General features: G+C 75.3%; 17 protein-coding genes. 2 read left to right on the top strand and 15 right to left on the bottom strand.

Annotation, left to right across the window (positions count from 1 at the left end):
* Window positions 1-63 precede the first annotated feature (63 nt).
* The 9 genes from H6H00_RS13285 to H6H00_RS13245 all read right to left on the bottom strand — a co-directional run bounded on the left by H6H00_RS13285 (window position 64) and on the right by H6H00_RS13245 (window position 8,192).
* The gene (locus H6H00_RS13285; protein WP_221775864.1) at window positions 64-765 is read right to left on the bottom strand and encodes an SRPBCC family protein; all 702 of its coding nucleotides are present in this window, start codon (window positions 763-765) and stop codon (window positions 64-66) included.
* The gene (locus H6H00_RS13280; protein WP_185721562.1) at window positions 762-1,082 is read right to left on the bottom strand and encodes an ArsR/SmtB family transcription factor; all 321 of its coding nucleotides are present in this window, start codon (window positions 1,080-1,082) and stop codon (window positions 762-764) included. The genes H6H00_RS13285 and H6H00_RS13280 overlap by 4 nt, the downstream gene beginning before the upstream one ends.
* Before the next feature lie 43 nt (window positions 1,083-1,125).
* Window positions 1,126-2,637: an amino acid permease gene (locus tag H6H00_RS13275; protein WP_255425729.1), complete on the bottom strand. Its 1,512-nt coding sequence runs from the start codon at window positions 2,635-2,637 to the stop codon at window positions 1,126-1,128.
* Between the two features lie 41 nt (window positions 2,638-2,678).
* On the bottom strand, window positions 2,679-3,599 hold the full coding sequence (locus H6H00_RS13270; RefSeq protein WP_185721561.1) for a cation diffusion facilitator family transporter: 921 nt from the start codon (window positions 3,597-3,599) through the stop codon (window positions 2,679-2,681).
* 123 nt (window positions 3,600-3,722) lie between these two features.
* Complete coding sequence (gene manA / locus H6H00_RS13265; RefSeq protein ID WP_185721560.1) at window positions 3,723-4,928, bottom strand: mannose-6-phosphate isomerase, class I; 1,206 nt, start codon at window positions 4,926-4,928, stop codon at window positions 3,723-3,725.
* A 39-nt stretch (window positions 4,929-4,967) separates the two neighbouring features.
* Window positions 4,968-6,062 (bottom strand): SIS domain-containing protein, encoded by a 1,095-nt coding sequence (locus tag H6H00_RS13260; RefSeq protein ID WP_185721559.1) that lies wholly within the window; start codon window positions 6,060-6,062, stop codon window positions 4,968-4,970.
* The gene (locus H6H00_RS13255) at window positions 6,062-6,271 is read right to left on the bottom strand and encodes a Trm112 family protein (RefSeq protein ID WP_185721558.1); all 210 of its coding nucleotides are present in this window, start codon (window positions 6,269-6,271) and stop codon (window positions 6,062-6,064) included. Before H6H00_RS13255 ends, H6H00_RS13260 begins: the two co-directional genes overlap by 1 nt.
* Window positions 6,272-6,451: 180 nt before the next feature.
* A complete protein-coding gene (locus H6H00_RS13250) occupies window positions 6,452-7,801 on the bottom strand; it encodes a phosphomannomutase/phosphoglucomutase (RefSeq protein ID WP_185721557.1) in 1,350 nt (449 codons plus the stop codon).
* Between the two features lie 43 nt (window positions 7,802-7,844).
* Entirely contained in the window at window positions 7,845-8,192 is a 348-nt protein-coding gene (locus H6H00_RS13245) for a DUF3499 domain-containing protein (RefSeq protein WP_185722414.1), read from the bottom strand.
* Between the two features lie 105 nt (window positions 8,193-8,297).
* On the opposite strand from H6H00_RS13245, the gene H6H00_RS13240 reads away from it, so the two are divergent.
* Complete coding sequence (locus H6H00_RS13240) at window positions 8,298-8,777, top strand: metallopeptidase family protein (RefSeq protein WP_185721556.1); 480 nt, start codon at window positions 8,298-8,300, stop codon at window positions 8,775-8,777.
* Window positions 8,778-8,789: 12 nt separating this feature from the next.
* Here the strand turns inward: H6H00_RS13240 and H6H00_RS13235 are convergent, their stop codons facing one another.
* Window positions 8,790-9,041 (bottom strand): WhiB family transcriptional regulator, encoded by a 252-nt coding sequence (locus H6H00_RS13235; RefSeq protein WP_185722412.1) that lies wholly within the window; start codon window positions 9,039-9,041, stop codon window positions 8,790-8,792.
* 260 nt (window positions 9,042-9,301) lie between these two features.
* On the opposite strand from H6H00_RS13235, the gene H6H00_RS13230 reads away from it, so the two are divergent.
* Complete coding sequence (locus H6H00_RS13230) at window positions 9,302-10,051, top strand: site-2 protease family protein (protein ID WP_185721555.1); 750 nt, start codon at window positions 9,302-9,304, stop codon at window positions 10,049-10,051.
* Between the two features lie 6 nt (window positions 10,052-10,057).
* Here H6H00_RS13230 and H6H00_RS13225 read toward each other — a convergent pair whose 3' ends face one another.
* The 5 genes from H6H00_RS13225 to H6H00_RS13205 all read right to left on the bottom strand — a co-directional run bounded on the left by H6H00_RS13225 (window position 10,058) and on the right by H6H00_RS13205 (window position 14,772).
* Window positions 10,058-10,612: an NUDIX hydrolase gene (locus tag H6H00_RS13225; protein ID WP_185721554.1), complete on the bottom strand. Its 555-nt coding sequence runs from the start codon at window positions 10,610-10,612 to the stop codon at window positions 10,058-10,060.
* Complete coding sequence (locus tag H6H00_RS13220; RefSeq protein ID WP_185722410.1) at window positions 10,606-11,934, bottom strand: coenzyme F420-0:L-glutamate ligase; 1,329 nt, start codon at window positions 11,932-11,934, stop codon at window positions 10,606-10,608. Before H6H00_RS13220 ends, H6H00_RS13225 begins: the two co-directional genes overlap by 7 nt.
* 22 nt (window positions 11,935-11,956) lie before the next feature.
* Complete coding sequence (gene cofD, locus H6H00_RS13215) at window positions 11,957-12,913, bottom strand: 2-phospho-L-lactate transferase (protein WP_185721553.1); 957 nt, start codon at window positions 12,911-12,913, stop codon at window positions 11,957-11,959.
* 78 nt (window positions 12,914-12,991) lie between these two features.
* Complete coding sequence (locus H6H00_RS13210) at window positions 12,992-13,660, bottom strand: response regulator (protein WP_185721552.1); 669 nt, start codon at window positions 13,658-13,660, stop codon at window positions 12,992-12,994.
* Window positions 13,648-14,772, bottom strand: a complete 1,125-nt coding sequence (locus tag H6H00_RS13205; RefSeq protein ID WP_185721551.1) for a sensor histidine kinase — start codon at window positions 14,770-14,772, stop codon at window positions 13,648-13,650. The genes H6H00_RS13210 and H6H00_RS13205 overlap by 13 nt, the downstream gene beginning before the upstream one ends.
* Between the last annotated feature and the right edge of the window lie 61 nt (window positions 14,773-14,833).

Below are 14,833 nucleotides of genomic sequence, written 5' to 3'. Positions count from 1 at the left end.
CGTCCGCCGGACCTGCTCCGCCACCGCAGGGACGGGATCACCGGGTGCGGTGCGGGCCGCCGGTCACGGGACGGCCGGCTCCCGGGTCACCGGGGCGCCGCCGAGCCGCTCGACGAGCGCCGTCACCGCCGAGCGCAGGTCCCGGACCGCGCGGTCGCGCTCCGCCGCCCCGGCACCCGAGCGGACGAGTCGCACCCGCGCGCCGTGCCCGGTGCCCTCGAGGAACTCCCACGGCTCGCCGTCCAGCACGGCCCGCACCTCGTCGACGGGATGCACCAGCTGGCGCTCGACGCGCACCTCCCACGCCTGCGCGGTGCCGGTGACGGCGGGCTCCGACAGCCCGAGCTCCTCGACGTAGCGCTCGTGCAGCACGCGGTGGTCGACGGGACCGGCCCCGTCGAGCACGGCGAGGCAGGAGTCCCACCCCGCGGCGAAGCTCGCCGCGCCCGCGCGGTCGTCGAAGGTGTGGACGAGCAGCAGGAGCGAGCCGTCGCCGTCGGGGCTCAGCTCGAAGCGCAGGTGGTCGGTCTCCCAGGTGAACGCGATCAGCCGCGGCGGGTCCAGGTCGGTGACGACGCCGTCGCCGCCGAACCCGAACACGACCTTCCCGCCGACGCGGGGCTCGATCGTCGCCCCGCTGGGGAACCAGGTCGCGAGGCGGTCGGCCTCGACGAGCGCGGACCAGACCCGCTCGGGCGGGTGGGCGAGCCGGCGCTCCATCCGGAGCACCGACCGTCCGTCGGTGGTGGTCAGTCGGGTCGTCACGGGGCCTCCCGGGGATCGTCGAGACGGTCGTCGAGGTGGCGTTCGAGCGCGTCGAGCCGGTCGGCCCACATCCAGCGGTAGGGCGCGAGCCACGCGTCGACCTCGGCCAGCGGGGCCGGGTCGAGCTCGTAGACGCGCCGCTGCGCCTCCGCGCGGACGCGGACCAGCCCGGCCTCGCGCAGCACCTTCAGGTGCTTCGACGTGCCGGGCTGGCTGAGCCCGAGCGCGTCGGTCAGCTCGCCGACCGAACGCGGGCGCTCCCGGAGCAGGTCCAGGATCCGCCGCCGGGCCGGCTCGGCGAGCACTGCGAACGTCACGCCGCGAACATACCGCAACAGGCATATAACCGGAAGGGGATGTTCAGCCCTGCTCGCCCCGGCCGATCCGCGCCCCGAGCCGGGAGTGGTGCCGCCCGTAGGCGAAGTAGACGACGACGCCCACCACCATCCAGATGACGAACCGCAGCCAGGTCTCCACCGACAGGTTGAGCATCAGCCACAGGCACGCGAGCACGGCCAGGACCGGCACCAGCGGCACGAGCGGCGTCCGGAACGCGCGCGGCAGGTCGGGCCGGGTGCGCCGCAGCACGACCACCCCGACCGAGACCAGCACGAACGCGAACAGGGTGCCGATGTTGACCATCTGCTCCAGGTCGCCCGCCGGGAAGAACGTGGCCACCAGCGCGACGACGACACCGACCAGCAGCGTGGCCCGGGCCGGGGTACCGCGCTCGCCCGTGCGCGACAGGCCGCGCGGGAGCAGGCCGTCGCGCGACATCGCGAACAGCACGCGGATCTGCCCGAGCATGAGCACCATGACGACGGTCGTGAGCCCGACGAGCGCGCCGATCGCGATGACGGTGGCCGCCCAGTCCACCCCGAGCGAGGCGAAGGCGGTGGCCAGCGTGGCCCCGGTGCCGTCCTCGGCCGTCTGCAGCTCGGTGTAGGGCACCATCCCGGTCAGGACGAGCGAGACGCCGACGTAGAGCACCGTCACGATGACCAGCGAGCCGAGGATGCCGCGCGGCAGCGACTTCTGCGGGTTCCGCGTCTCCTCCGCGGTGGTGGCCACGACGTCGAAGCCGATGAAGGCGAAGAACACCAGCGACGCGGCGGCCAGCAGGCCGTAGATGCCGTAGACGCTGCCGCCCTCGCCGCCGAACAGCGACAGCAGCGACTGGGTGATCCCGCCCTCGGCCTCCCCGCCGGTCGCGGGCGGCGGGATGAACGGCGAGTAGTTGGCCGGGTTGACGTAGAGGAGCCCGACGACGATCACGAGCAGCACGATCGCGACCTTGATCGTGGTGAAGACCAGGCTGACCCGGCTGGAGAGCTTCGTGCCGAGCACCAGCAGCGTCGCGAGGACGACGACGAGCAGCAGCGCGCCCCAGTCCATCGTCAGCGGCCCCAGCGGGATCGAGGTGCGCACCTGCAGGCCGAACTGGGCGAACACCGTGGCCAGGTACTCCGACCAGCCCTTCGCCACGACCGACGAGCCGACGGCGAACTCCAGCACGAGGTCCCAGCCGATGATCCACGCGACGAACTCGCCGAACGTGGCGTAGGAGAACGTGTACGCGCTGCCGGCGACCGGGACGGTGGAGGCGAACTCGGCGTAGCACAGCGCGGCGAGCCCGCAGGCGATCGCGGCGAGCACGAACGCGAGCGACACCGACGGCCCGGCGACGTCGCCCGCGGTGCTCGCGGCGAGGGTGAAGATGCCCGCCCCGACGACGACGGCGACGCCGAAGACGATCAGGTCCCAGGTGCCGAGGTCCTTGCGGAGCCGGGTGTCCGGCTCGTCGGTGTCGGCGATGGACTGCTCCACCGACTTCGTGCGGAAGATCCCTGTCTGCCTGTCGCGCACCGCCACGGCGCGCCTCCTCTCGTTGCCGGGGGGGATGGTGGCCGGGCTCAGACCGCGGCGGGCGTCCGGTCCAGGTCGGGCTCGAGGTAGATCAGCCGGGCGTCCGGGACGGCCGCGCGGACGCGGGCCTCCGCCTCGTCGATGGCGCGGGCGACGGCCTCGACCGGGAGCCCGGGCGTCATCGCGATCTTCGCCGCGACCAGCAGCTCCTCGGGCCCGATGTACTGGGTGCGGACGTGGATGACGCGCTGCACGTCGCCGCCGACCAGGCCGTCGGTGACGCGGGAGAGCACGGGCGGGGTCGCCCCCTCGCCGATCAGCAGCGACTTCATCTCCACGATCAGCACGATCGCGATGGCGCCGAGCAGCAGGCCGATCGCGATGGTGCCCAGCGCGTCGAAGACGGAGTCGCCGGTGGCCACCGTGAGCCCGACGCCGAGCAGGGCGAGCACCAGCCCGATCAGCGCGCCGAAGTCCTCCAGCAGCACGACGGGCAGCTCGGGCACCTTGGACTGGCGGATGAACTGCCACCACGTGCCGCCGCCCTTGAGCGGGCGGGACTCGACGATCGCGGTGCGGAAGGAGAACGACTCCAGCCCGATCGCGATGACCAGGATCGCGACGGCGACCAGCGGCGAGGTCAGCGGCTCGTGCGACTCCAGCTTGTGGATGCCCTCGTAGAGGGCGAACACCGAGCCGAGGCTGAACAGCAGCAGCGCCACGACGAACGAGTAGAAGTAGCGGTCGCGGCCGTAGCCGAACGGGTGCTCGGCCGTCGCCGCCCGCTTGGCCTGGCGGCCGCCGAGCAGCAGCAGCCCCTGGTTGGAGGTGTCGGCGACCGAGTGCACCGCCTCGGCCAGCATCGACGACGAGCCGGTGATCAGCCAGCCGACGAACTTCGCGACCGCGATCCCGGCGTTGGCGAGCAGCGCCGCCACGATCGCCCGGGTCCCACCATGTCCAGCCACGACGTCCCCCTGCTCCACCGGTCGATCCGGCGGAACACTACCCAGCGACGGGCCGCCCGCGCAGGATCAGAGGGCCGGCCGGAACGGACATAACGCCTGATCAGAGCGTCGGCGGCGAAACGGTCAGAGCCCGTCGCCGGCCAGGAACAGCTGGGTGCCCTCGGCGCGGGCGGAGACCGTGACGTCGACGTCGCCCGCCCCCAGCCACAGCGACGTGCCCCGCTTGACGGCCAGCTCCGCTCCCCCGCCGCGGACCGCCGCCGCGCCGGACGTGCAGAGCAGGATGCGCGGCCCGCCGTCCGGGACGCGGACCTCGTCGGGGCCGCCCTGCCAGCGGCGCAGCAGGAACTCGGTGGCGGGGGTGTCGTAGCGGCACCACCCGGCGTCGCGGGTGCCGTGCAGGACGGGGGCGGCGGGCGCGGTGAAGTCGAGCACGCGCAGCAGCTCCGGCACGTCGACGTGCTTGGGGGTGAGCCCGCCGCGCAGGACGTTGTCGGAGTTGGCCATCAGCTCGACGGCGGCCCCGGCGAGGTAGGCGTGCAGGTTGCCGGCGGGCAGGTACAGCGCCTCGCCGGGGGCGAGGGTGACGCGCTGGAGCATGAGGGCGGCGAGCACCCCCGCGTCGCCCGGGTAGCGCTCGGAGAGCTCCAGGACGGTGCGGGCCTCCGCGCTGAACTCCTGCCCCGCACCGGCGAGCCGGACGCAGCCCTCCTGCAGGGCGGGCACGAGCGCGTCGAGCGAGGACTGCGGCAGCGTGATCCAGGTGGTGAACAGCGCGCGCAGGCCGTGGTGGTCGGGCTGGGCCGCGAGCAGCTCGGTGTGCGCGGCGAGCGCGGGCACGTCGAGGGCGCGCAGCAGGGCGACGGTGGCCGTCGGCTCCCGGAACCCGACGAGCGCGTGGAACTCGGTGAGCGCGCAGACGAGCTCGGGCTTGTGGTTGGCGTCGCGGTAGTTGCGGTCCGGGGCGTCGCGGGGGATGCCGGTGGCCTCCTCGCGGGCGAAGCCCTCGGCCGCCTGCTGCGCGCTCGGGTGCGCCTGCAGCGACAGCGGCTCGTCGGCCGCGAGGACCTTGAACAGGAACGGCAGCCGCGCGCCCCAGCGCTCGGACCGGGCGGCCCCGAGCCGCCCGGCCGGGTCGGCGGTGATCGCGTCCAGCAGCGACCTGCGGGTCCCGTCGACCCCGACGAGGTGCGACGGGGCGCCGGGGTGCGCCCCCAGCCACAGCTCGGCCTGCGGGTGCGGCGAGGGCACCTCCTGACCCAGGAGGTCGGCGATGACGGTGCGCGAGCCCCACGAGTAGGGCCGCACCGGGTTGTCCAGCAGCTCCACGGCGGTCGGGTACTCCTGTCGGTCGGCGCTGTCGGCGGATCAGGCGGGGGCGATGGTGCGGGTGGCCAGCCCGAGGTAGACCGCGGCGACGTCGACGCGCGAGGCCAGCAGCGCCGCCCTCAGCAGGGCGGAGTGCGGCGTGCCCCTGGCGATCTCGTCGACCGGGTGCAGCAGGTCGCCGTCGGGCAGCGGGCGGCCGGTGCGACGCAGCACCGCCTGACCGGGATCGTCCTCCCCCGTGGCCACCAGCACCAGCCTCGGGGGCAGCGCCTCGTGCTCCGGGGCAGGGTCGTCGAACGGGTCGTGGAAGACGTCGCGCTCGACGCCCGCGCGGTCCAGCGCGGCGAGCAGCCCGGTGGCGGCGACGCCCTCGCCCACGTCCCCCGCGTGCGCGACGACCCCCGCGTGCGTGGCCAGCGACGCCGCACCGTGCCGGGCGACGGCGGCGGCGAGCGGGTCGGTGCCCCACAGCAGCGGCGTGTGCTCGGCCAGGCGCAGCGCGAGCGACTTCGCCGGGTTCATGAACGGCTCGTGCCCCGGCTGGTTGCGCTCGGCCTCGGCGTCGAGCAGGTCGGCGAGCACGTCCATCGCCGGGTCCAGGGGCGCGGTGAGCAGCCCGAGCGCCCGCAGCACCGCGAGCCCCACGGCGAGCGAGCGCGGCAGGTCCAGTCCGGGCGGCACCGGGATCCGCGGCTCCACCAGCCGCATCCGGCCCGCCCCGGCCGAGGCGACGGGCCCGTCGGCGGGGGCGGAGAGCACGACCTCGGCCCCGCGGCGCACGGACCGGGCGACGGAGTCGGCGAGGTCGACGTCGGTGGCGTCGTCGGTGTGGGCGACCACGACGTCGAGCGGCCCGATCCAGCTCGGCACCGTCTCGGCGACGACGACCGGCACCGGGCAGGCCGGCCCGAGCAGCGCCGACAGCAGCGCCGAGGACGACGTGGACGCGCCCGGCCTGCGCACCAGCACGAGCGCGCGCGGCCGCGAGCCGCCCAGGTCGGCGACCCCGGCCTCCTGGGCGCCGTGCGCGGCGGAGCGCACCTGGGCCCCCGCCGTCGCCGCGGAGCGCAGCACCCCGCGGGTGTCGAGTGCGGCCAGCGCGCGGGGGTCGGCCAGCAGCGTGTCGTCGAGCACTAGTCCGCTTCCCCGGCCGGGACCGGCGGGGTCGCCTCCTCGAGGAGCAGGACCGGGATCCCGTCGACGACGGGGAAACCGCGGCCGCACGCCGTGCACGTCAGCACGTCCGCCTGCGGATCCGCTGGCGTGCCTGCGCGCAGCGGCGCGTGGTCGTCGGACGGGCAGGCGAGGACGTCCATCAGCTGGGGGTCGAGCCGGACGGTCATGTCGTCTCCTCGCTGGCGCCGGGCGCCGCCGTGTCCGACGGTGCCGCGCCGAATGGTGATCCCGCACGCTCGATCACGCGATCCTCCTGGGGGTTCGTGCTCTGTCGACTCTGCCAGTGCGGCGGGTCGGGCGCCGGATCCGTCCGGGTGCCGCCCGTCCTCACCGCCCGTGGCCGCGGCTCACGCCCGGACGATCGCCAGCACCTCGTCGCGCAACCGGGCGACGGCGGCCTCGTCGGCCGCCTCCACGTTCAGCCGCAGCAGCGGCTCGGTGTTGGACGGGCGCAGGTTGAACCAGGACCGGTCGGGCAGGCTGACCGTGAGGCCGTCGAGCTCGTCGAGCTCGGCGTCGGCGTAGGCCTCGCGGACCGCGGCGATGCGCCCGGGGACGTCGGCCACCGTCGAGTTGACCTCGCCGGAGGCGGCGTAGCGCTCGTAGGCGCGCATCAGGTCCGACGCGGTGCCGCCCGACTCGCCGAGCGCGGCGAGCACGTGCAGCGCCGCGAGCATCCCGGAGTCGGCCTTCCAGAAGTCGCGGAAGTAGTAGTGCGCGGAGTGCTCCCCGCCGAACACCGCCCCGGTCTCGGCCATCGTCTGCTTGATGAACGAGTGCCCGACGCGGGTGCGGACCGCCGTGCCGCCGTGCTCGGCGACGATCTCCGGCACGGCGAGGGAGGTGATGAGGTTGTGGATGACGGTGCTGCCCGGGTCGACGGCCAGCGCCCGGACCGCCACCAGCGCGGTGATCGCGCTCGGGCTGACCGGCTCGCCCCGCTCGTCGACGACGAAGCAGCGGTCGGCGTCGCCGTCGAAGGCCAGGCCCAGGTCGGCCCCCTCCGCGACGACGGCCTTCTGCAGGTCGACGAGGTTGGCCGGCTCCAGCGGGTTGGCCTCGTGGTTCGGAAAGGTCCCGTCGAGCTCGAAGTACAGCGGCACGACGTCGATCGGGGCGCTCAGCACGGCGGGCACCGTGTGCCCGCCCATCCCGTTGCCGGCGTCGACGACGACCCGCAGCGGCCGGCTCGCCGAGAGGTCGACGAGCTCGCGCAGGTACGCGGCGTAGTCGGCGAGGACGTCGCGCCGGGTCTCGGAGCCGCCGCCCGGGCCGTCCGGCACGCCCTGCTCGACGGCGGCGCGGATCGCCGAGAGCCCGGTGTCCTGCCCGATCGGTGTGGCCCCCGCACGGCACAGCTTGATGCCGTTGTACCTCGCCGGGTTGTGGCTGGCGGTGAACATCGCGCCGGGCAGGCCGAGGCGGCCGGAGGCGAAGTAGAGCTGGTCGGTGCTGGCCAGACCGATGTGGACGACGTCGAGGCCCTGGTCGGTGACGCCGGCGGCGAACGCGGCGGCGAGGCCCGGCGAGGAGTCGCGCATGTCGTGCCCGACGACGACGGCCCTGGTCGCGGCGTCCTCGGAGCGCAGCAGGCGGGCCAGCGCGGCACCGATCGCGCGGACCGTCGGCTCGTCGATGCCCTCGCCGACCACGCCACGGATGTCGTAGGCCTTGATGACGGCGGAGAGGTCGCTCATGGGGGTGACCCTATCGACGGCCCGTCGGGGGCCGGACGACCCGTCAGTGCTCGGCGGGACCCGGCAGCACGCGCAGGTGCCCGCGACGGCCGGTGCCGGTGGCCGGGGCGGCCTCGACGTGCCGGTCGGCGCGCCCCGCCTCGCGGACGGCCTCGGCCAGGGCCGTCAGGTCGTCGCTGGAGTGCTGCGGCGGGGCGAACTCGCCCTCGAACCGCACGACCTCCCAGCCCCGGGGGGCGGTGAGGCGGTGGGCGTGCCGGTTGCACAGGTCGTAGGAGTGCGGTTCGGCCTGCGTGGCGAGCGGTCCGACGACGGCCGTGGAATCGGCATAGACGTACGTGAGAGTGGCCACCGCGAGCTCGGTGCACCCGGTCCGCGAACACCGCCGCACACTCAGCACGTCGACGACGATAGCGCGTGCCCGCCGTCGCGCCCGTCCGACGCGCGGGGCCGCGTCGGCGCGCTACGGGGCCCCGGCGCGTTCTACGATCCTCCGATGACCACCGCGCGACGCACGCTGCGCCGGTCCCCCCGACGGCGGGACCGCAGGGGCCGGGGGCTGCGCGGGCTGCTCTACCCCACCACCACGCCCGTCGCGCGCACCCGCGCGGAGAAGTTCGACGCGCTGGTGCTGGAGGCCCTGGAGCCGATCGAGCTGCGCTGGGGGTCCGAGCTGACCGACCTCGACCTGGCCGTCGACGACGTGCCGGAGGTCGACCGCACCTCGCCCGACGAGGTCAGCTGGGCCGCGGGCACGCTCGCCGACGCGGGCGTCCCGCTCGCGCAGCTGGTGCCGGCGGGCGTGGACCCGGACGGGATGCCGTCGCGCGCCCGGATCGTCGTCTACCGCAGGCCGCTCGAGGCCCGCGCCAAGGGCGGGGCCGAGCTCGCCGACCTGCTGCACGAGGTCCTCGTGGAGCAGGTGGCGGAGTACCTCAACATCGAGCCCGACGCCGTCGACGGCGGGGCTCCCTGAGGGAGGTCGGGCCTAGATGACGGCGCCGAGCTCACCGCGGCGCAGCCGGCGGCGCTCCCGCTCGGACAGACCGCCCCAGATGCCGAAGCGCTCGTCGTGGGCGAGCGCGTAGTCCAGGCACTCGGCCCGCACGTCGCAGCCGCCGCAGATGCGCTTGGCCTCGCGGGTGGAGCCGCCCTTCTCGGGGAAGAACGCCTCGGGGTCGGTCTGGGCGCACAGCGCCCGCTCCTGCCACTCCGGCTCCTCCTCGCCCCCACCGTCGATGACGGTGAAGGGACCGGAGAGGCGATCGGGGAGCAGACCCACGATCCCGGAACCCACACCGGCCTCGAAAGGTCCCTCGTTCAGGACTCCTGCAACGATGTTCACTCGCCCACCTCCCCGCAACCCCTGGCGCGATCCACGTGCCCCCGCGAATCACAGCGGTGTAAGTACAGCGCTGTGGGTTGGGGGTTGGCAAGCTGAAGCTGCCAACCGGGTGACGCGGTCCACCCCTTCGGTCCCCCGTTCAGCAGAATGGGCGGATGCGCGGTGTGTCGGATCGGATCAGTCCGTGGTTCCTGGTGCTGGTGTTGGTTACTGTGGGTGGTGGGGTTCTCACCACGCTGGGGACTCCAGTGTCGCTCACGGCCGGTGTCGTACTCCTCGTGCTCGGCGGCTGGGCCGTGTCGCTGTGCCTGCACGAGTTCGGACACGCGTTCGTGGCCTACCGCAGCGGCGACCTCTCCGTGCGCGAGAAGGGCTACCTGACCCTCGACATCCGCCGCTACACCGACCCGGTGCTGTCCTTCGGGCTGCCGGTGGTGTTCCTGCTCCTCGGCGGCATCCCGCTGCCCGGCGGCGCGGTGTGGATCAACCACGGGGCGATCCGCTCCCGGGCCGCGCGGAGCCTCGTCTCGCTCGCCGGACCGGCCACCAACCTGGTGCTCGGGGCGGTCCTGACGGTGCTGGTGGCCACGGTCGCGATGCCCGTCGGTCTGGCGGTCGGCCTGTCCTGCCTGGCGCTGATCCAGGTCATCGCGTTCGTCCTCAACATCCTCCCCGTGCCCGGTCTCGACGGTTTCGGCGTGCTGGAGCCCTACCTGTCGACGCCCGCGCGGCGGCTCGCCGCCCGGGTCAGGCCGTGGGCACCGCTGGTGCTGTTCGTGCTGCTCATCGGGGTGCCCGGGGTGGCGGGGGCGTTCTTCGACCTCGCCTACACCGTCTTCGACGCGGTCGGCGGCAGTGGCCGGCTGGCGTCGGCGGGGTACGGCGAGCTGCTGTTCTGGCGGTGACCGCCCTCAGGTGCGGTCGGCGCCGACCACCCGGCGGCGGGCCGCCGCCACCATCGCCGCGACGGTGGGGCTGTCGTCGGGCAGGGCGTCGACCGGCCACCAGCGCAGGTCGTCGGACTCGTCGCTGATCGTCTCCACCGCCCCGGCCGGGGCCCGCACCAGGAACCGGACGTCGAGGTGGTGGGTGGGCACGCCGAGCGAGCAGGTGATCGGGTGGACGTCGACGTGCAGCGGCACGGGGTCGATCGTCAGGTCCTCGATCCCGGACTCCTCCTGCGCCTCCCGCAGCGCCGCCGCGACCAGCGAGTCGTCGCCGGGCTCGCAGTGCCCGCCGAGCTGGATCCACTTCCCGACGCGCGGGTGCAGCGTCAGCAGGGTGTGCGTGCCCGCGGCGTCGAGGAGGAGAGCCGACGCCGTGAGGTGCCCGGGCTCGCAGGACCGCTCGCACGCGTCGGGGCGGGCGGCCAGGAACGCCAGCAGCGCGTGCTTCAGGCCGCGCTGGTCGGCTCCCTCGGGCTCCCAGGCGCGGAGCTCCGCCGCCGCCGTCGCCGCGGCTACCACTCGACCAGCTCCCCGTCGCGCGCCGCCCGCGGGGCCAGCGGCTCCACCGGGTGCCCCACGGCGATCGCCCCGAGCGGCTGCCAGTCCGGCGGGAGGTCGAGCACGGAGCGCACCACGTCGGCGGCGAAGATCGTGGACCCGACCCAGCAGGACGCCAGCCCCTCCGCGGCCAGCGCGACGAGCAGCGACTGCACCGCCGCCCCGCCCGCGACGGTGAACATCGTGCGCTCGCCGAGGCGCCGGGCCTCGTCGGGGTAGGTGTGCATGCCGTCGCCGGTGCGGAAGGCGAGGACGAGCTCGGGGGCCCGGCGCAGCAGGTCGCCGCGGGCCATCCGCCGCGCGACCTCCTCGGCCGGGCGCCCGTCGGCGACGAGGTGCTCGCGCCAGCGGGCGGCCATGGCGTCGAGCAGCGCGGCGCGCCTGGCCCGGACCACCCCGAAGCGGAACGGCGTGCTGTGGTGCGGCGCGGGGGCCGTCTGCGCGACCCCGACCGCGCGGCGCACCGCGGCCAGGTCGACGGGGGTGTCGGCGAACTCGCGGGTGCTGCGCCGCAGCAGCACGGCCTCGGAGCGGCCGCGGGCGATCGCCTCCGCGGTGCCCAGCCAGAACATGTCGTCCTGGACGGGGCGCACGAGGTCACGGGCGGTCGTGCCGTCGTCGACGGGGACGAGGCCGCGCACCACCGCGACCGGGACGCCGCCGAGCTTGCCCTTGGCGAGGTCGGCCGCCGCGGCCAGCTCGTCGGCCATCGCCACCTGGGTGACCAGCAGCTCGTTGCCCTGCTCGTCGCTCTGCCCGTCGTAGCCGTGCAGCACCGCGATCCCGGCCGACCCGATCGCGATGTCGGTCTGCCCGATCCGCCACGACCGGCCCAGCGTGTCGGTGACGACCACCGCGACGTCGACGCCCAGGCGCTCGCGCAGCTCCGACCGCAGCCGCGACGCGCTGGCGTCGGGGTCGGCGGGCAGCAGCGCGAGCTCGTCGCGGCGGACGTTGGAGCCGTCGATCCCGGCGGCGGCCTGCACGATCCCCAGCTTGCCGACGACGATCGACGTCGGGCCGCGGCGGGCGACGACCCGCTCGGTCTCGGCGTCGATCAGCTCGCGGCGCAGGGCGTCGCGCTCGGCCGGGTCGGTGGGGGCGGCGACGAGCCGGCCCTCGGTCTTGGAGAACACCTTCGACGTCACGACGACGACGTCGCCGGTCTCGATCCAGGGCGCGGCCGTGACGAGGGCCGCGGCCAGGTCGTCGCCCGGCCGGAACTCCGGCAGCCCCCGCACGGGCCGGACGACGATCCCGTCGGGCGCGGCGTGGTCGGGCAGCCGGTGGTCGGGCAGCCGGGGGTCAGGCACCGGCGAGCTCCACCGCGTCGCGGGCCATCTGCGCGGTGGCCTCGGTGTCGGACATCAGCAGCGGCACCGAGCGCACGGCGACGCCCGGCACGTCGGCGGTCTCGCCGGAGTGGACCAGCCAGCCGTCGAGGATCCCGCCGGCGGAGCGCGCGCCGTAGTGCCGCCCGACGGCCTCCGCGGAGGTCTCGACGCCGATCGCGGTGAGGCAGCGGTCGGCCATGCCGCGCAGCGGGCGCCCCCCGACGATCGGCGAGACCCCGATGACCTTCGCGGCGGTGGCGCGCAGGGCGTCGCGGGCGCCGGGGACCTCCAGCAGCGCCCCGATGCTGACGACCGGGTTGGACGGCGCCATCAGGACGACGTCGGCGCCGGTGATCGCCTCGCGCGCGGCGGGCAGGATCGTGGCCTCGTCGGCGCCGATGGAGGCGAAGCGGTGCGCCGGCAGCTCGCCCTTGTGCCGGATCCACCACTCCTGGAAGTGGATGGCCTTCTGCGCCTTGGGCCCGTTCGCCGGGTCGTCGACGACGACGTGGGTCTCGACGCGGTCGTCGGTGACGGGCAGCAGCGTGACGCCGGGCTGCCAGCGGTGGCACAGCGCCGTGGTGACGTCGGAGAGCGGGTAGCCCGCGCGCAGCATCCGGGACCGCACCAGGTGCGTCGCGGTGTCCTTGTCGCCGAGCCCGAACCAGTCGGGGTCGGCGCCGTAGGCGGCCAGCTCGTCGCGCACCGACCACGTCTCCCCAGCGTGCCCCCACCCGCGCTCGGGGTCGATGCCGCCGCCGAGGGTGTACATGCACGTGTCGAGGTCGGGACAGATGCGCAGCCCGTGGAGCCAGATGTCGTCGCCGACGTTGACGACGGCGGTGATCTCGGCCTGCGGGTACGCGGCCCGGACGCCGACCAGGAATCGGGCCCCGCCGACCCCGCCGACCAGCACGGTTACCTTCACGCACCCGAGCCTACGAGCCCGGCCCGCCGACCGGTCGGTGGACCCGCCGACGCGGGCCGGACCCGACCGGCCCGGCCGCTACCCCTGCGCGTCGCGGACGAGCAGGGCGACCTGCACCCGGTTGTCCAGGTCGAGGTCGCGCAGCAGCCGTGACACGTACGCCTTCACCGTGGCCACGCTCATGTGCAGCTCGGCGGCGATCACCGCGTTCGAGCCGCCGCGGGCGACGGCCTCGGCCACCTCCCGCTCGCGCGCGGTGAGGCCGGCGAGGCGGGCGCGGGCGGAGCGGGCCGCCGCGTCGTCGGTGCCCGCGACCATCGCGATCACCGACCGCGTGACGGTCGGCGAGAGCATCGCGTCGCCGTCGGCGGCCGCGCAGACGGCGTCGACGATCCGGGCGGGCGGGGTGTCCTTGAGCAGGAAGCCCGACGCGCCGGCCCGCAGCGCGCGGACGACGTGCTCGTCGGCGTCGAACGTGGTGAGGACGACGACGGCGGGTGCGCCGGGCTCGCGGCGCAGCCGGGTGGTGGCCGCGACGCCGTGGACGCGCGGCATCCGCAGGTCCATCAGCACGACGTCGGGCCGGTGCCGGGCGACGGCGTCGGGCACCTCGTCGCCGTCGGCCGCCTCCCCCACGACGCCGATCGTGCGGCCGTCGGCGGTGACGTGGCCGTCGAGCATCAGGGTCAGGCCGGCGCGGACGAGCGCGTCGTCGTCGACGAGCAGGACGCGGATCACGTCGGCCACGGCATCCGCGCGGTCAGGACGTGCCGGCCGGTGTCGTCGACGGCGTCGGCCAGCTCGCCTCCGGCCAGCGCGACGCGCTCGCGCAGCCCGATCAGCCCGGTGCCCGAGCCGCGGTCCGGGCCGGCGCCCCCCGGCCCGGACACGACCCGCACCGACAGCTCCGCCCCCGGACGCCCGGCCACCTCCACGTGCACCGGCGCCCCCGCGGCGTGCCGTCGCGCGTTCGTCAGCCCCTCCTGGACGATCCGGTACGCGGTGCGGCCCAGCTGGTCGGGCGGCGCGCCGGGGACGTCGTGGGTGAGCTCGACGGCGACCCCGGCGGTGCGCGACTGCGTCACCAGGTCGGGCACGTCGGCGAGCCGCGGCTGGGGCGCGTCGGCGCCGGGGCCCTCCTCGCGCAGGACGAGCAGGATGCCGCGCAGGTCGTCGAGCGCGGCGGTGGCGGTCTCGCGCAGCACGCCCGCGGTGCGCCGGACGTCGGCGGCCGGCAGGTCGCCGCGCAGCTCCAGCGCCCCGGCGTGCACGGACAGCAGGGAGAGCCGGTGGCCCAGCACGTCGTGCATCTCGCGGGCGATCCGGGCGCGCTCCGCGGCCCTGGCCCGCTCGGCGCGCTGCGCCAGGTCGGCCTCCGCGCGTTCGGCCCGCTCCCACAGCGACGCCATCAGCTCGCGCCGCGCCCCGACGAACAGGCCCCATCCGGCCGCGGCCAGCGTGAGGCCGAGCACGACCCCGGCGACCCAGCGGAACTCGACCGGGTCCGGCACGTCGAACCACAGGTCGACGGCCGACACGACCAGCGCGAACGCGGTGACCCACACCGCCACGAGCCGCGTGCGGTACACCGCGACCGTGTAGACCCCGACCAGCCCGACGAACCCGGCCAGCGGCGTCCAGGTGCCGAGCAGCAGCGCGCCGACGGCGAACAGCACCGGGGCACGGCGACGCCAGAAGATCGCGACGAGCGCCCCGGCGCCCAGCGCGAGCCCCAGCCCCTCGAGCGGGTCGACCCCGCCGGGCAGGACGTCCGTGGACACCCCCAGCGCCCCGCCCGCTGCGGTGCAGACGAGCGCGGCGACGTCGCCCAGCCGTTCCCGCCGTGGCAGCTCCCGCATGCCGTCAGCGTAGGGGCGGCGGGCATCGACCGAAGTCGACCGCCGGGCGGAAATGGTCGCC

The sequence above is a fragment of the Pseudonocardia petroleophila genome (assembly GCF_014235185.1).
GTDB classification, from domain to species: Bacteria; Actinomycetota; Actinomycetes; order Mycobacteriales; family Pseudonocardiaceae; genus Pseudonocardia; species Pseudonocardia petroleophila.
This window is presented reverse-complemented; position numbering and strand designations above follow the sequence as displayed.

What these genes read in the sequence shown, in the direction of transcription:
- H6H00_RS13255 (WP_185721558.1), bottom strand. Translation starts at nt 6,271, where the DNA reads ATGACCGTCCGGCTCGACCCCCAGCTGATGGACGTCCTCGCCTGCCCG.
- H6H00_RS13250 (WP_185721557.1), bottom strand. Translation starts at nt 7,801, where the DNA reads ATGAGCGACCTCTCCGCCGTCATCAAGGCCTACGACATCCGTGGCGTG.
- H6H00_RS13240 (WP_185721556.1), top strand. Translation starts at nt 8,298, where the DNA reads ATGACCACCGCGCGACGCACGCTGCGCCGGTCCCCCCGACGGCGGGAC.
- H6H00_RS13230 (WP_185721555.1), top strand. Translation starts at nt 9,302, where the DNA reads ATGCGCGGTGTGTCGGATCGGATCAGTCCGTGGTTCCTGGTGCTGGTG.
- H6H00_RS13205 (WP_185721551.1), bottom strand. Translation starts at nt 14,772, where the DNA reads ATGCGGGAGCTGCCACGGCGGGAACGGCTGGGCGACGTCGCCGCGCTC.